The 16,058-nt window shown below is 37.5% G+C and carries 13 protein-coding genes and 1 riboswitch; of the genes, 2 read left to right on the top strand and 11 right to left on the bottom strand.

Features of this window, described 5'->3' with window-relative positions:
• Positions 1 to 549: 549 nt before the first annotated feature.
• Complete coding sequence (locus H131_RS09440; RefSeq protein WP_010858886.1) at positions 550 to 1,185, bottom strand: transmembrane-type terpene cyclase; 636 nt, start codon at positions 1,183 to 1,185, stop codon at positions 550 to 552.
• Between the two features lie 209 nt (positions 1,186 to 1,394).
• Here H131_RS09440 and pgeF point away from each other — a divergent pair, with 209 nt between their 5' ends.
• The gene (gene pgeF / locus H131_RS09435) at positions 1,395 to 2,156 is read left to right on the top strand and encodes a peptidoglycan editing factor PgeF (RefSeq protein ID WP_010858885.1); all 762 of its coding nucleotides are present in this window, start codon (positions 1,395 to 1,397) and stop codon (positions 2,154 to 2,156) included.
• A 229-nt stretch (positions 2,157 to 2,385) separates the two neighbouring features.
• On the top strand, positions 2,386 to 2,712 hold the full coding sequence (locus H131_RS24330; RefSeq protein WP_155242391.1) for a DUF5658 family protein: 327 nt from the start codon (positions 2,386 to 2,388) through the stop codon (positions 2,710 to 2,712).
• A 43-nt stretch (positions 2,713 to 2,755) separates the two neighbouring features.
• On the opposite strand, the gene H131_RS09430 is transcribed toward H131_RS24330, so the two are convergent.
• From H131_RS09430 to H131_RS09390, 10 genes are all read right to left on the bottom strand, one after another.
• Positions 2,756 to 3,862 carry a Ger(x)C family spore germination protein gene (locus H131_RS09430; RefSeq protein WP_010858884.1) on the bottom strand — a complete coding sequence of 369 codons (1,107 nt, stop codon included), beginning with the start codon at positions 3,860 to 3,862 and terminating at the stop codon, positions 2,756 to 2,758.
• Positions 3,859 to 4,941, bottom strand: a complete 1,083-nt coding sequence (locus tag H131_RS09425; protein ID WP_010858883.1) for a GerAB/ArcD/ProY family transporter — start codon at positions 4,939 to 4,941, stop codon at positions 3,859 to 3,861. Before H131_RS09425 ends, H131_RS09430 begins: the two co-directional genes overlap by 4 nt.
• A 31-nt stretch (positions 4,942 to 4,972) precedes the next feature.
• Positions 4,973 to 6,367, bottom strand: coding sequence for a spore germination protein (locus H131_RS09420; RefSeq protein ID WP_010858882.1), 1,395 nt, complete (start codon positions 6,365 to 6,367; stop codon positions 4,973 to 4,975).
• A gap of 195 nt (positions 6,368 to 6,562) precedes the next feature.
• Positions 6,563 to 7,942: an amino acid permease gene (locus tag H131_RS09415; protein ID WP_010858881.1), complete on the bottom strand. Its 1,380-nt coding sequence runs from the start codon at positions 7,940 to 7,942 to the stop codon at positions 6,563 to 6,565.
• Between the two features lie 445 nt (positions 7,943 to 8,387).
• Positions 8,388 to 9,746, bottom strand: a complete 1,359-nt coding sequence (gene mgtE, locus H131_RS09410; protein ID WP_010858880.1) for a magnesium transporter — start codon at positions 9,744 to 9,746, stop codon at positions 8,388 to 8,390.
• 256 nt (positions 9,747 to 10,002) lie between these two features.
• Positions 10,003 to 10,168: riboswitch (M-box (ykoK) riboswitch) on the bottom strand.
• A 318-nt stretch (positions 10,169 to 10,486) separates the two neighbouring features.
• Complete coding sequence (locus H131_RS24325) at positions 10,487 to 10,630, bottom strand: hypothetical protein (RefSeq protein WP_155242390.1); 144 nt, start codon at positions 10,628 to 10,630, stop codon at positions 10,487 to 10,489.
• Between the two features lie 453 nt (positions 10,631 to 11,083).
• Complete coding sequence (locus H131_RS09405) at positions 11,084 to 11,293, bottom strand: hypothetical protein (RefSeq protein ID WP_010858879.1); 210 nt, start codon at positions 11,291 to 11,293, stop codon at positions 11,084 to 11,086.
• Between the two features lie 70 nt (positions 11,294 to 11,363).
• Positions 11,364 to 12,884, bottom strand: coding sequence for an NCS1 family transporter (locus tag H131_RS09400; RefSeq protein ID WP_010858878.1), 1,521 nt, complete (start codon positions 12,882 to 12,884; stop codon positions 11,364 to 11,366).
• A gap of 341 nt (positions 12,885 to 13,225) precedes the next feature.
• Positions 13,226 to 14,488: an NAD-dependent dihydropyrimidine dehydrogenase subunit PreA gene (gene preA, locus H131_RS09395; RefSeq protein WP_010858877.1), complete on the bottom strand. Its 1,263-nt coding sequence runs from the start codon at positions 14,486 to 14,488 to the stop codon at positions 13,226 to 13,228.
• A 204-nt stretch (positions 14,489 to 14,692) separates the two neighbouring features.
• Positions 14,693 to 16,045, bottom strand: coding sequence for an NAD(P)-dependent oxidoreductase (locus H131_RS09390; RefSeq protein ID WP_010858876.1), 1,353 nt, complete (start codon positions 16,043 to 16,045; stop codon positions 14,693 to 14,695).
• Positions 16,046 to 16,058 lie beyond the last annotated feature (13 nt).

Here is a 16,058-nt window from a genome sequence, read left to right as displayed (position 1 = left end):
ACTCCATTCAGTGGACCTTCCACTGATTGGTAGTTGAACCAATCGGGCTATTTCGGTCAGTTGTTCGACCATCGTTGCTTTCCACTTGAGGTCGACGTCTTACTGACCGTTATTGCGGGGTAAAGTGAAACTCCATTCAGTGGACCTTCCACTGATTGGTAGTTGAACCAATCGGGCTATTACGGTCAGTTGTTCGACCACCTCATTGCTTTCCACTTGAGGTCGGCGTCTTACTGACCGTTATTGCGGGGTAAAGTGAAACTCCATTCAGTGGACCTTCCACTGATTGGTAGTTGAACCAATCGGGCTATTACGGTCAGTTGTTCGACCACCTCATTGCTTTCCACTTGAGGTCGGCGTCTTACTGACCGTTATTGCGGGGTAAAGTGAAACTCCATTCAGTGGACCTTCACTAAATAGCAAAAAAATCACGCTCAACTAGTGAAAGCGTGATTTTGCTAATCCACTATTTTTTTATCAATCTAAGAAGTGTAATCTTCATTACAGCTATCTATTCGCTTCTGACGAAATACCATCCTTTTAGAGTAACTAGGTTCTTTTTAAATTGATTTTTTTATGATAAAACCTATAAAGCAATACTATATAAATCCAATCATAAATAAATGTCGCTACGGAGATAATTGTTATCAATGGTGTACTAAAATAAAGAAAGAACCCAACTGATGCAAACAAAGTACCAATCATTTTACAAACGGCGATGGACATAGATTGACCAACCAAGTTTCCTCTCCATAACAATAATGAAATAAACAACCCAGACATCATCAGATTTTGAGAAAATGCAGCATATTTCCCTTCCATATCATTCAGTTCCTGTGTCATTGCTAAGATAATTAGAAAACTTACCCCAAGTGTTATGAGGAAAGATGCATAAAAAAGTGTTGCGGACATGACTTTTTTAAATTCTTTACGACCATATCTTAAATACTGCAGCAAAATAACAATATCGAGTAAAAACCACACAAAAGTAATCATTCTTTGTAAATCATTTTGTGGATATATAAAAGTGAAGATGAACTCCCAGGATATATTGGCACAAATCGCCGCCATCGGCATACCGTATTTCTTGTCTTGAAAGCCATGCTTTATAATGAGTATGTATGTAATAATCCAAAATAGCCCCATGCCCAATTGGCAAATTAACAGAACGTTAAGCTGATTCACAACATGCTCCTTTTCTACATATTTAACGGGAAAAACAATGTCTTCTCCGATACTATATGACCGGAAATTCAGCAATTATGTCTGGAACAAGGCTTTCTATTTTTATGAGCTAAACGTATTACAGCTCATTCAATTCGAAGAAAAAAATTGTACATAGCCTAAGCTATACATTGGCAATTCAATCATATATAGTAAGACGAGGTGATGATATGAAAACTAAAATTTACTTCAACAATGAGCAATTCATAGCAGGAACTACCTTGAAGGATAGTATGGCGCTTGAACAAAACAATATGGCCTTCCATGTCTGCACTAGTACCGATGATGTGCTTGACAATCGGAAAACGTTAGCAGCTACATTGCAGTGCGATGTGAATAATTTCGTATGTGCCCAACAAACGCATAGCGCTAATTTTCATCGGGTAACACCTGCTGATATAGGTCGAGGCGCTGTGCAAAAAGATACGGCCATAGCCAATACCGATGCGCTCTATACTTTTGAACCAGATTTGTTACTCTGCAGTTTTACGGCCGATTGTGTACCCGTTATTTTTTATAATGAGGTTAATGGCCTTGTCGGTGTGATTCATTCTGGTTGGCAAGGAACGATCAAGGAAGTGACCTTACAGCTCTTCCAACATTTGATACAACAGGAGCAATGTCACCCTCAAGATTTTTACGTACAAATTGGTATGGCACTTAGCCAGCAGAAATTTGAGGTTGATGTGGATGTGTATGAAAAATTTAAGCAACTCGGCTACGCCGATGAATTCATGTATTACAATGCAGAAACCAATAAATATCACATTGATAATCAGCAAACGGTGAAAAAACAATGTGAGCTTGTAGGTATTCCAGCACAACACATCACGGTAGATTCAACATGTACGTATGTTAGCACGGACGGTTTTTCTTATCGTCAAGACAAACAAGCAGGTAGACATTTAAGTTTTATTATGCGAAAAGCATAAGGAACCTCACACATAACCTAAGGAACTTCACTCATAGCAAATCAAAAAGGCAATTTGTCACTCCATCCAAGAATGATAAATTGCCTTTTGTGCTATACATGAACCAGTCGATTTTCAACACACCCATCTCTTCGTCATAAAAAACCTTCATTTCCTTTATGAATACCGCCAATCTTGACTATCCTAGATAACACGACCATTTCTAACTCGACATTTGTACAGAGGGGTGATGATAATTCGAAAACCTAATATCATTTCCCTTAGCTTGGTCATTGCTATTTTGAATATTTTTGATGGTTTTGCCACGCATTACGGGCTAACGCTAAATAAAATTGAAGAATTAAATCCAATAATGAAGTTATTATGGGTTACTAGCCCAACCTTGTTTTTATTAGTAAAAATTATGCTATCGTCTTTTATTTCCTGTCTGTCCTATTTGGTTGATAGAAAGAGTGGCGAACGATTCCAAAAGTTCTTTTTCAACTGTTTGATAGGCATATTCGTCATTTACTTAGGCATAGTAGGTCTCCATATGTTGTGGTTAACGATGCTTTAACTATCGAAGGTAATGCAAGATAGCTCATCATTGTTTAATTTACTTATTTTAAAGTACCTGTACTGATAATAGACGTTTTCACCTGGACATCCACTTCTAATTTACTAATGATTTCTCTCGTGTTATCCTTCGTCCATTTTCCATGATGGTACATTCTGAAATATTCACTTAATCCACTTGGATCCACCTTTATGTCATTCAGCTTATCGAAGAACTTTTTAATGTCCTTCTCAAGCGCTTTATTTACATCGTTCTCTAAAACCGCTAACCTATCCGTGGTATTCAACACATTTTCTCGTTCACCTTTGTACTCACTTAACGTCCCCTTAATCTTTAACTTAATCGTTAGCTTAGGCGATTTCATATTCTTATTGCTCTTGATTTTCACACTATTTTCTATTAAGTCAATCATCAATCTTTCTTCTCCATGTCCTTGATTCATATTTATATCCAATGGAGCGAGATTTTTTCTCCCCTGTATCGCCTGAATAATCAAGGCCTCTTCTGGCTTAATCACTTCAAACATAGTATTACCCTTAAACACTGCTACTCCTTTAATCTCAATTTTGTCATTATTTTTATCAATAAACGGGAGAATTGGATCCATTACTGGGTTTGTAATCTCATACATAAAATCGTGAATATTGGTATTTGGATTAAACGCGGTATTAATGCTTGGTTGCAATAAATCATTTAAATAAAAATTGATATTTGGCTTATCTGGGTATTTATATCGCAGCATCTCTTCGCCTCGCTCCTTCACGACCGCAATGAGTACCTTGTTACCGACCTCAGCATTTCTGTATAAATGCTGAATTAATTTTCGAACATCTCCGTTCCGTGCTAGCTCTTCATTTACAAGAACAACGCGCAATTGGTTGAAAACAATTTTTTTATCAGACAGTTTTTCAATTTCCACAATCCCATTGGAGACAAGGTCTGTTGCAACAGAGAAAATTTGAGTATTTTGCTCTGCCTGAGGAGAGTATTGTGGTATTGCAACAGTTAATTGCGTTTTATCTTCATCAATATAGTCAAAAGCCATAATACCCACCATACCTACATCTTCCAACGGTACTTTTATTTCCTTTTCTGAACAACCGACCAATAGGACAAGAAAAACAGATATGCTAAGAAATTTTCTGCTCATGGCTGCACCTGCTTCTTTTTTCGAAGTAAATAAACAATACTTAAGAAGACCGGCCAAATGATTAGCATATAAGCCACATAATTACTTCCGGTAAATAATTGATCTTGGAAATCTCGCGAAAACGGCATCTTCACAACAAAAAAAATGACAATCGCTAATATATATAAATACACTTTACTGTTTTTCGATAGTAGAGAATCCACGCCCTTTTTTGCACACCATAGATAGGCAGCAGAAGTTGATAATATTAAAAATACCCATAACGTGATACCGATAATATCGATCCTTTCAACAAATGAAAATTCGCCTGCTTTAAAGAGGTTTAACACTGAAAATTCTACATTTTTCAGTTGCCATTCCGAGTAGTACATCACACTGATGGCCGTGGTAATAAAACAAATTAGAATACTTATCCAAATGCCTATTAACGAATGTTTAAAAGCTTTTTTTTGTTGGATTATATACGGAAAGTAGAACATGATTAATTCATATCCTAGAATAGATAAATACCCTTTCTTTATAGCCTCATAAAATTCATCACCCGTGAAATTGAATAAAGGCAGAAAGTGACTCATATTGCCCTTCTCAAATGCCCAACTAGTAAAAAAAACCATTCCTATCGTAATAAAGAAGGTAATTATGCAAAATCTTGCAATAGATTTAATATCACCGCTTACAATGTAAACAAGTAATAGGAGAAAACAAAACACTGGCAATGTAATGGTCTGCTCCTGGAGGGCTGTACTTTGAATAAGGTGCATGTAGTTACTAATAATCCCTGCACAAAAAACAATAAATTGAAGGACAAAGAAAAAATTTATGATTTTGCCTAACCATTTACCTAGCAATAGCTCATTAATTTGAAATAAATTGTCGTTTGGATATTTCGAATTAATCCAAATCATCGGCCACAGTGTTAGACTTGCAATGACACCAAATAGAAGTGGCATAAACGCCTGACTATAACCTAAAGAACTTAGTTTTTGAGGTAGTGAAAGAATTCCTGTTCCAATCATTGTACTTTGTGCTAAAAAAACGACATGATATGAATTTAAAAGCTTCTTATTGTTTGTACTCAACGTTTAACCACCTCTATTTCCATAAAACCAGCTATTTTTTTTGAGCTCTTGAAATCCCCTTCTTTGCCGTTAAATACTTCGTTGGAAATCGAATTACACTATCCAATAGATCTTTAGCTTTACGAGGAATAATAGGCGTCATATAAGGTGTGCCTAAAGATTTCAAACCCTGGAGATGGTTTATTAACCAGGCGAATGCTAGCATTTGTCCGAACAATCCAAAAAAACCGGCTGATATGATAAATATATAACGCACAAACCGACTCGTATTACTCATTAAAAAAATAGGTGGTAGGAATGAAAGTAATGCCGAAGTGGCAACCAACACAATAAGAATATTACTTAAAAGTCCTGCTTCCACCGCCGCAGTCCCAATCACAATACCGCCTACGATACCGATCGTTTGTCCGACTTTTGCAGGCATTCGAGAGCCGGCTTCTCGTAATACTTCGATAATGAGCTCGATAAACAACACTTCAATAAGTGGTGGAAATGGCACCTTACTTCTTGACTCTTGAAGATTTAATAACAGTTCATACGGCAGAATCTCTGGATGAAATGTTAATGCAGATATATACATCGGTGTGATGATAATCGTCAGGAAAAAACCAAAAAATCGAAGCATTCGAAGCAACGATGCTGTTGACCAACGGTTATAATAATCTTCGATGGAAATGAACATTTCAAAAAAGGATGTTGGACAAACGACTGCTGCCTGACTATTGTCCATAAATATGATAATTCGTCCGTCAATGAGGTATTGACTCACACTATCAGGTCGCACGCTCATATAATGCTGAGGAAATGGTGATAATGGATTATCTTCAATCAATTGCTTCAACTCAGAAATATCCGTAAAAAAAGGATAGTCTATTTTATCTATGCGTTCTCTCAGGTTCTCTAAATTTTCCTTATTCACAATATTATCCATATACATAATTGAAATTTTAATATTTGTCTCGGTTCCTACTGTTCGAATTTCATTTTTTAGCATCGGGTTTTGAATTCGCCTTTTTACTAAAGAAATATTGGTCTCTAACGATTCTGTAAAAGCATCCTGTGGTCCAATAACCGTTGATTCTGTTTCGGTATTTGTTATCGAGCGTGTAGGGGCACTATATGTGTCAATCGTTCGTATTTGAGTTAATTGATGAAAAAACATCAGCGTTTGACCCGAATTCAAACTTTTCTTAATTGTTTCCATATCTCCGAGCTCAACATATTCGGCCACTTGGAGAATTTGATTGATATGACGCTCTAATGGTATGTATACCATTGATTGTACGGTCAATTTCTCTACCAGTGAGGAGATATAAATAACCGTCACTTCTCCTACATCCGTCGTTACTTTTTTTAATATGGCATCATCTATTTTGTGAATTTCATGCTTTAACGATTCAATTGCTTGTTGTATTGTCTCTTCCATTTCATTTCAACCCCTTAATAGCATTGAACCGCTAGGACCTTATTTTTGAACTTCCTATTTTTTATGTAGTTTGTCCTTTTCTTGTTTGATTATGTAAAAATCATTTTCTGGAAAATAGCTAAACATGCTCATACAGCAGTAACAAAAAAAAGATGTGTCTCATCTAAGCATGAGACACATCTTTAAATATTATTTTTAGTTGTTGTCATCATCCATGTCAACTGGACGACCTTTTCCGATACCAAAAGCATAGAAGCTAATCGTTACAAGCACAAGGAAAACAATTCCTACGATTAATGACACACGTGTATCATCATTAAACCACATACCGATTAGTACCATTATTAAAAAAGCAATTGTTACATAGTTTGTAATTGGCGCAAATGGCATTTTAAACGGGTGTTTTGCCAGTTGTCCATCTTTTACTTTTCTAAATCGAATTTGACTAATCAAAATAATAAACCATGGCACCATCCCAGGAAGTACACTCGCACTATACACATAGACAAATAGATTTTCAGGAGCAATATAACTCAGTACAACGCCAATGACTAATCCAACAAGTACACCTGCTGTCCCAAATAATGGTACGCCATTGTTAGAAAGCTTTGCAAAGAATTTTGGTGCTTGACCGTTCATGGCAAGTGTATAAAGCATACGTCCTGCGCTATAAATGCCACTATTACAGCCTGACATTGCCGCTGTAATGACTACAAAGTTAATAATCCCTGCTGCTGCAGTAATCCCTACCTTTGCAAATGTTGCTACAAATGGACTGCCAATTGTACCTAATTCATCCCACGGGTAAACCGTAATAATAACAAAAATCGCGCCGATATAAAATATTAAAATACGCCAAATAATACTTTGAATCGCATTGGTAATTGTTTTTTGCGGATTTTTTGCTTCTCCCGCTGTTATCCCGATAAGTTCAACGCCTTGGTAAGCTGCTACAACCAATGAGAGTGCAAAGAAGAAGCCAGTCCAGCCACCTGTAAAGAAGCCGCCATGTTCCCAAAGATTTGATAATCCTATCGCTATGCCTCCATTACCAATACCAAAGAAAATCAGTCCAAAGCCTGCGACAATCATGAGAATAATCGTCACGATTTTAATCATCGCAAACCAGAATTCAAATTCTCCGAACGATTTAACGGAGATAAAGTTCGCTAAACCTAGAATGACCATCGCGATAAAACCTGGAATCCACGCTGGTAAATCTGGATACCAATACTGCATGTATGTTCCTACGGCAATGATTTCGGACATCCCAACGATAATCCACTGAAACCAGTTACTCCACGCCGTTAAATAGCCTGCTAATGGATGGATATATTTATAACCAAATGTTGCAAATGAGCCTGTGCTTGGTTCCATATAAAGCATCTCACCCATTGCACGCATGATGAAAAATATAAAAATCCCTGATATAGCATAAGCAAGTAGCACAGACGGTCCTGTCCACTGAATGGCACTTGCAGAACCCATAAATAGCCCTACACCAATCGTACCACCGAGAGCAATCATTTGAATATGACGCGCCTCTAAGCCTCTTGTTAATTCTTTATTTGCCACTTGAATTAGCCTCTTTCCTTCATGTTGTTTCACAATTAAATTACTTTACTAATAATAATAAATTCTTTCTAAAAACACAATTGTATTTTTAGGAAAAACAGCATTTAAGTAATATTTAACCGGTAAAAAAGTAATAGAGAATTTGTTAGAATGTTATTTCAAAATATTTTTAATATATGGAATATTCTCATTTTAATTAAAGGTTTGTCAGAGTAATTTCACTGTAAAAGAATAATAGCCGCTAGGACAGGATGCATTTTACACTATAAAAAGAATCCATTTTGACAAAAGATTGATCAAAATGGATTCTTTTTCAGCAGATTAGATTGGGATTTTAAAAAAGTTTGATCATTTCTAAATTATCGTACCAAGTCTTTTTTTACTAAGGATCGATTCCCCGTTCGCTTAACAATACTTGATAAATGATTTAGATTAAATTACGTCTCTACATCAATTTTGAAATAAACATTGTTGCAATTCCAAAGTAAATAAGTAATGATAGAATATCATTTAGTGTTGTAATTAATGGACCAGATGCCACTGCTGGATCGATTTTAAATTTATATAAGATTAAAGGAATAATAGTCCCAGCTAAAGTCCCAATAATTAGAGTCACAACTAATGAACTTCCAACAACTAAACCTAAAACCGGATTTCCTTGCCAAATATAGGCTATAATCGAGATTAATATGCCACAGGTAATGCCTATAATCAATCCAACTTTAAGTTCTCTAATAATAAGTTTAAAAACTACGCCTTTATTAGTGTCGGTAGTAATTAGGCCTCTTACAACAACAGCTAATGATTGAGTACCTGTATTTCCAGTCATCCCAGCAATCATAGGCATAAAGAAGGCAAGTGCGACAACTTTGGATAATGTTTCCTCAAAACCACTAATAATGGTTCCTGAAACTAATCCGATAAATAAAAGTAAAATAAGCCAGGGAAGTCGGCGATACGCAGCCACGTGTGCCTTCGTGTCAAAATCAATGGCTTTACCAGATGCCGAAAGTTTTTCAATATCTTCGTTTGCTTCCTTAATAACAACGTCAATAATATCGTCAACTGTTACAATACCTACTAATTCATTATTTTTTTCAACAACAGGAACTGATAAAAAATCATAACGCTCTATTACACGAGCTACTTCTTCTTGGTCCGTTTCAGCAGAAACGGAGATCACTCTGCTATACATAATATCTTGAATCTTTTCAAATTCATCACTTATTATTAAATCTCGATAGGATACAACACCTACTAATTTTTTATCATTATCGATTACATATAAATAGTTAATCGTTTCTGAGAATTCTGCAAATATTTTAAGTTTATCAACTGATTCTCGAATAGTATAGTGTTGAGGAATCCACACAAAACGGTTTGTCATTATTCGTCCTGCCGTTTCAGGAGGATAGTTCATGATATTTTGAACAATTTTTGATTCTTCTTGCTTCATACCTGAAAGAAGTTCTTCAATTTTATCAGGAGATAGGTTTTCTAACAACGAAGCTAAATCATCATTATCCATTAAATCCATTACCTGTCCTGATTTTTCGATACCTAATTTATTTAGAACTTTTAATTGATGTACTTTTTCAAGCTCTTGAATAAGTTCAGCGATTTGTTCAGGGGTAAGAAACAATAAGAAACGTGTATGATGTTTTTCTGGTAGCTCCTCAAAAATTCGTGCAATATCATAAGGTTGGAGTTCCTTTAATATGGCTTGTAATTCTTTCTGTTTTCCTTCTTTTAATGCCTTAATAATTTGAAGCGTTATTTGGTCTTTTGGCATGTTTTTAATCATTTTAACAACCACTCCTTCATTGAGGAACAAAAAAATATTCCCCCAACGATAAAACAATCGTTAAGAAAGATAATTTAAAATTCCTCATGGATATTCTGTGTATTTAGTTCATTTTTATAATACTTCGAGTCTGGTTCTGAATAGTTATCCATTTTCCTCACCTCACAGAAAAAATAAAACACCCTCATATCGAATGAAGGTGTTTACACGGTACTATATACGTACATTGATTGCACAACAAATAAATTGTAGCAAATCTGTTCCTCCATTCGTAGAGCTTTAGCACTGTGTGGCATAGGACAAAGCCAGCTACATTAAAAACCACCTTATGTCGATGGTTTCTGTTGACCCATTGGCGTCTTTCGACATTTCTGGGCAGTAGCATATCTCCTACACAGGAGCCTCACCTAACGAGGATATTTAATTTACAAATTCACTCTAAAAGAATATCTTTTAGAAGTCAATGTTTTTATTAAAACTTTTTATTGACACCCTAGTATTTCTTTCTCAAGTAACGTGCTAATTAATTGCATTTTGATTCACTTTTTTCATAATTCTGTCTCCTATTCAAAAATATTGATGGACATCATCATAATATGTGCAACATTATAAAAAAGTAAAGATAGAATAAATCCTCATGTACAATTACTTATCTTTAATGTTACAGTGTGAAGTTCTGGTCATTATCTTTTTATAGAGGAGCAGATCTATTTGGTCTTGTCTTAGAAGAAGTTAGAATCTTAAATTGGAGGAATATTTTTGCTGACAATTTTTAATAAATGGGCATTTTTTCTAAGCATCATATGTCTATTTTTCACCATTCTCAATCTATCGGTAAGGTTGTATGTACCCAATAATTTTTGGCTAGTTACTTTCTGTTCCATTCTCCTACTCTCACTTATAACATTTGGATTAAATTTTTTTGGATTCGGTGGTGTTGAAAATAAAATTCATTTCATTCGTAGTGTTATCTCGTTAAGTATTTCATCCATTTTAATCGTATTTATAAGTTATATACTTTTTATAGGCTTATTTACGGTTTAGTAATCCCCCGCTATAAATGGACATGTGACTGGTAATGAGCAGCAACCATTTTCTGTGACTGTCAATTCATCTAAGGACTATCAAATAACGAGCGAAAACTAGAATTCATATCTCTATGGCTGTAAAAAGTCCTTCGAACAATAACGCCAGTCTTCCTATATGGTAATAAATTGCATATAGGAGTCCTCTAAGCATATTTTTCTTTTGAGTCACCAACAACGTAAAAACTCTATTCCATCAGTTGAAGAGCATGATGGAATAGAGTGATATCCACTACATATAAAATTTGTGCCTCACTGCAATAATGTTTGTTCTTGAAGTTTTGCTGAGAAATACTTACGCGCATCTGCTGTAAGAATCTGTAAAAGAACAACTTCTTCCTGACGTCCAAATTCAACAAACATCCCACTTAGGTTTTCGTAGACATACTGAATTTTATAGCCACTGTCCAAAAAGTGATCCACTTTCTTTATTTCATCCAGACTTTGTAAGTAATCTGACATGCCATCACCTCGCTTTGTTCAACATTACTGGCCTTAATTCGCTACCCTGGAATATCCACTTGCTTTTATTTTATTCAGCACCTTTTATTTCGAGTACTGGGTCAATTGACTCTACTGCATCCCCTTCATCTGCTATAACAGGCGGCATAGGTACTTGTTCTTGGCTAAAGATTTCATCTAAATTGTGACCCGCGGTAATCCCTAAGTACTTGGCATCACTTGGATCTCCTAGTTCTGCTTGTGGATACTTTTTGAACCACCAATATTTCGCTAATACATAATAAAGAAGGGCCCCAACAAAGAAACCAATTAATGATGAATAAGTCGGAAACATATTTGCTATGGCCCCACCGATAATCCAAGCGATTAAACCTGCTAAGTTAAAGCCTTTCAAATACTTAAATTGGCCGTCTAACTCGTAAAGATCTTTTACATTTACGCGACGTTTACGGATTAAATAATAATCGGCAAATAAAATTCCTACGATGGCTGTTAAAATACCACCAATGATTAATAGAGCATTGACCAAAACATCAAATAGACTCCATGGCTGTGCTAGTATCCCAATAATCCCTGCAATGACAGCGCCAACCCAAAACGGCACTTTTGGTCCACCAATGTTAGAAAAAATCGTCGCTGCAGGAATGACATTGGCCGATGTATTCGTAGACCATTGTGCTAATACAATCATTAGCAATAGGATTCCTAAGACAATGCCGCTTGCACTTTGTTGCAAGGCGTTTATTGGATCAGCGGATGACACTGCCATATAACAAACTGCACCAATTACAATCATAAAAGTATTGGTAATAGGCATGACGATCAGTGAACCAATTAACTGCGTTTTATTGCGTTTGAACCAATTACGTTCATTTTTTGGCGCTTTAAAGAAACGTGAAAGTGTGGGCATGTCGGCTGCCAATGTTGCCCAGAATCCCATGTTTGCCATGATAACGACCATAAACGCTGTAAAGGCTGCCATACCCGTTGCTGGTGCTTCTACCCAAGTCCAGACATCTTTTCCTTGGGCAGTTGCATTATCTGCCAGCGTAATATACATCCAGCACGAGATTAAGATAATAATCGGTGCTGCTAAATCTGCAAATCGCTCGATGGATTTAATGCCAAGCGATGTATTGAATAACTGTAATGCAGCAAAAACGAGGAAGCATATAAACCAATTGTTATAGCCAAAAAGTAAATTCAAAATACCATTAATCGCCATTGCACCAAAATATGTGTTGATGCCAAACCAACACGCCGCTGTCACGCCACGAACGAGTGACGGTATATGCGTGCCAAATGTACCGAATGGCGCGCGCATATATACAGGAAATGATAAGCCATGCTCGATCCCGATATCACCAATTAATGTCATAAATATGCCGATTAAACACGAGCCGATTAATGTCGCTAAAATAACCATTGGCATTGGTAAGCTCATAATAGCCGATCCACCAATCGCAAAGGCAGCTAAAACAATCGCCATCCCTACCCAAATAACCGCAAAACCAAATGCGCCAATATTTCTTTGTTGATGTGTCACTGGAAGTAAATCTAGGGATTTCAAATAATTCCCGTCATTCTCCATACATTTCGCTCCTTTTTAATCAATTACGTCTCGGCGTAATTGAGTCCGGATTTTGACATGGGCTAAGTTAGCCATTATCGGATGGTTGCAACAAAGCTAGGCTAACATCTGCGAGTAATTTCCTTCAAAATCCTTGGCATCCGCCGGAGGCTTTTTCTTCATTCAAGCGTCTTCTCATCATCCACTTTACAGGGGCATTATGGCGTTCATCTAACGCCAATAGCGGCATCATCTAGCGAATGAAAACATTTCCGTGACAACTACCTGAGGTTTTTCCTTCATTGAGTTTAGTTACATCTACAGAACAAAGGTGGCATTTTAGTAAATCATTCATCGTGTAACTATCGAGATAGGCTACTGATAAGCACTTGACGTTCATTCCAAGTCATAGGCGCAATAGCTGATTTTCTTTCAACCATTGTAATCGCTCCATCTACCGGGCAAACAATTGAACATAAATTACAGCCTACACAATCTTCTTCACGAACCTTCAGCATCGGACGCCCACTTTCTGAATACAGATCGATACATTGATGTGACGTATCTTCACAAGCGATATGGCATTTATTACAGTTAATGCATACATCATTATTAATTTCAGCAACGATTTTGTAATTTAAGTCTAAATTGCCCCAGTCAGAATAACGTAGTACCGACCGTCCCACTAAATCCATTGCAGAAGCAATTCCCTTATCATCTAGATAATTATTGAGACCATCAATCATGTCCTCTACAATACTAAATCCATGGTGCATCGCCGCTGTACAAACTTGAACTCCAGTGGCGCCCATCAACATAAATTCCGCAGCATCTTGCCAGTTGGAAATACCCCCGATGCCCGAAATAGGTACATTGATGAATGGATTTCGTGCACATTCTGCCACCATATTGAGCGCAATCGGTTTAACGGCAGGGCCGCAATAGCCACCATGTGCGCCTTTGCCAGCAACATGAGGCACTGTATTCCACGTATCTAAATCTACACCCGCTAAGCTATTAATCGTATTTATCATACTAATGGCATCGGCTCCGCCTCTAGTTGCCGCTTCTGCTGTAACCGTAATATCTGTAATATTCGGCGTTAGCTTTACAATGACGGGTGTACGTGCAGCTTCTTTCACCCAATACGTTTGCTTTTCAACCAATTCAGGGACTTGACCAGAGGCAGAACCCATTCCTCGTTCTGCCATCCCATGTGGACAACCAAAGTTAAGCTCAAGACCATCAACTCCCACATCTTCTACTCGTTTTACGATTTCATGCCACTTTTCTTGCTTTGGCTCTACCATTAGCGAAGCGATAATCGCATGATTAGGAAACCTTTTTTTCGTGTCATAAATTTCTTTTAAATTTACTTCTAAAGGTCGATCTGTAATCAGTTCAATATTATTAAAACCTGCTACTCTTTGTCCGTTATAGCTAACTGCTGCAAATCGTGAAGAAACATTTAAAATCGGTTCCCCCAATGTTTTCCAGACAGCGCCGCCCCATCCCGCTTCAAATGCACGTTGCACTTGATAGCCAGAATTCGTTGGCGGTGCTGAAGCGAGCCAAAATGGATTAGGTGATTTTATCCCCGCTAAGTCAATGCGCAAATCTGCCATGTCGCTTCCCCTCCTATCAAAATCACTCCAGCGAATTTAGCGTCGAGATGTTGTCAGTCGTGAGCACGAACTGCTCCGTTCAAAATCGATGACACCCGCCGGAGGTTATAACTACATACAGCGAACGTTCGATATCCGCTGTGCATACGCTAAACGATAGTTCTCTTATCATGTATAAAAGTATAATCCTCCTGCTGCATGCAGTTATGCAATCTCGCTAGGTTTTCGTAAACGCTCATGTATCCTGTAGGCTGCATCTTTGCCTTGCTGAACAGCTGTAACAACCATTGCCTCACCTTGTCCATTTCCAAATACGACATCACCACATGCAAACACTTTGTTATTTGACGTTTGCATTGTCGCTTCGTCAATATCGACAACACCGTTGGTATGCTTTAAATTAAATGCTTCAATCAATGACACAAAGCGTGTCTGACCAATTGCTTTAATGACAGCATCCACTTCAATCATAAAATTGGAGCCTTTAATTTCTTGTGGTCTTTGACGACCATCAGCCCCGGCCTCACCCAATTTCATTTTGATGCATTCAATCGCTACTACCTCACCGGCCTGATTACCTACAATTTTTTTCGGAGCTGTCAGCCACTTAAACTCCACACCATCTTGTTTGGCAAATTCAAATTCGAATTGGTATGCAGTCATTTCTTTTTGTGTTCTTCTATATAGAATTTTCACATTGTCTGCACCCAAACGAACCGCACATGTCGCACCATCAATTGCTGTATTCCCCGCACCGATGACCGCTACTCGTTTGCCAACTAAATCTGTTGAAAGCGGGCCGATTTTTGTTGTCCTTACAAATTCGATTGCATCATGCACACCAACTAAATCTTCACCTTCAATATCGACATTCGGCACAGCTCCCATACCAACCGCCAAAATGACACTGTCATATTGTTGTAAAATCTCATCCGCCGAGATATCCACGCCTACTGTTGTATTTGTTTTAATGTCTACGCCAAGCTTCACAATTTGCTCGATTTCCCAATCCACTACCTCGTTCGGCAGGCGGAAAGACACGATGCCATAGTTCCCTAAGCCACCAGCTTTCGCTTCGGCTTCATATACTGTGACACGATAACCAAAACGACTAAGCTCGCGCGCAGCTGATAACCCAGCCGGCCCCGCGCCAATAACGGCTACTTGTTGTCCATTGCTTTGTCCTTTCTTAAATAGCTCAACATTCGACTCCATCGCCCAATCGGTTGCATAGCGCTGTAAGTGGCCGATTCTTATTGGTTTTGTTGAGGAATTTAACACACATGCCCCTTCACATAACTCTTCTGTCGGACATACTCGCGCACAGCTTGCACCAATCGGATTTGCCTCTAAAATCGTAGTTGCCGAACCTTTCATATTACCTGAAGCGATTTTCTTAATGAAATTTGGGATTTGAATGCTCGTCGGGCAAGCTGTTATACAGGGTGCATCGTAGCAATATAAGCAGCGATTTGCCTCTTCTATTGCTTCATTTTTTGTCATCCTGCTTGTTAATTCAACAAAATTTCGGTCAAGTTGCGAAGTCATTGAAACCATTTCCACATCCCCC

It is taken from the genome of Lysinibacillus sphaericus OT4b.31, from assembly GCF_000392615.1.
GTDB lineage: Bacteria > Bacillota > Bacilli > Bacillales_A > Planococcaceae > Lysinibacillus > Lysinibacillus sphaericus_B.
The sequence above is the reverse complement of the archived record's forward strand: the minus strand, read 5'-3'. Positions and strand labels throughout refer to the sequence as shown.

Coding starts and splice junctions, on each gene's coding strand:
- H131_RS09430 (WP_010858884.1), bottom strand. CDS start 3,862: ATGAGCAGAAAATTTCTTAGCATATCTGTTTTTCTTGTCCTATTGGTC.
- H131_RS09390 (WP_010858876.1), bottom strand. CDS start 16,045: ATGGTTTCAATGACTTCGCAACTTGACCGAAATTTTGTTGAATTAACA.
- mgtE (WP_010858880.1), bottom strand. CDS start 9,746: ATGATTAAAAACATGCCAAAAGACCAAATAACGCTTCAAATTATTAAG.
- H131_RS24330 (WP_155242391.1), top strand. CDS start 2,386: ATGATAATTCGAAAACCTAATATCATTTCCCTTAGCTTGGTCATTGCT.
- H131_RS09400 (WP_010858878.1), bottom strand. CDS start 12,884: ATGGAGAATGACGGGAATTATTTGAAATCCCTAGATTTACTTCCAGTG.
- H131_RS09420 (WP_010858882.1), bottom strand. CDS start 6,367: ATGGAAGAGACAATACAACAAGCAATTGAATCGTTAAAGCATGAAATT.
- pgeF (WP_010858885.1), top strand. CDS start 1,395: ATGAAAACTAAAATTTACTTCAACAATGAGCAATTCATAGCAGGAACT.
- H131_RS24325 (WP_155242390.1), bottom strand. CDS start 10,630: ATGGAACAGAAAGTAACTAGCCAAAAATTATTGGGTACATACAACCTT.
- H131_RS09405 (WP_010858879.1), bottom strand. CDS start 11,293: ATGTCAGATTACTTACAAAGTCTGGATGAAATAAAGAAAGTGGATCAC.
- preA (WP_010858877.1), bottom strand. CDS start 14,488: ATGGCAGATTTGCGCATTGACTTAGCGGGGATAAAATCACCTAATCCA.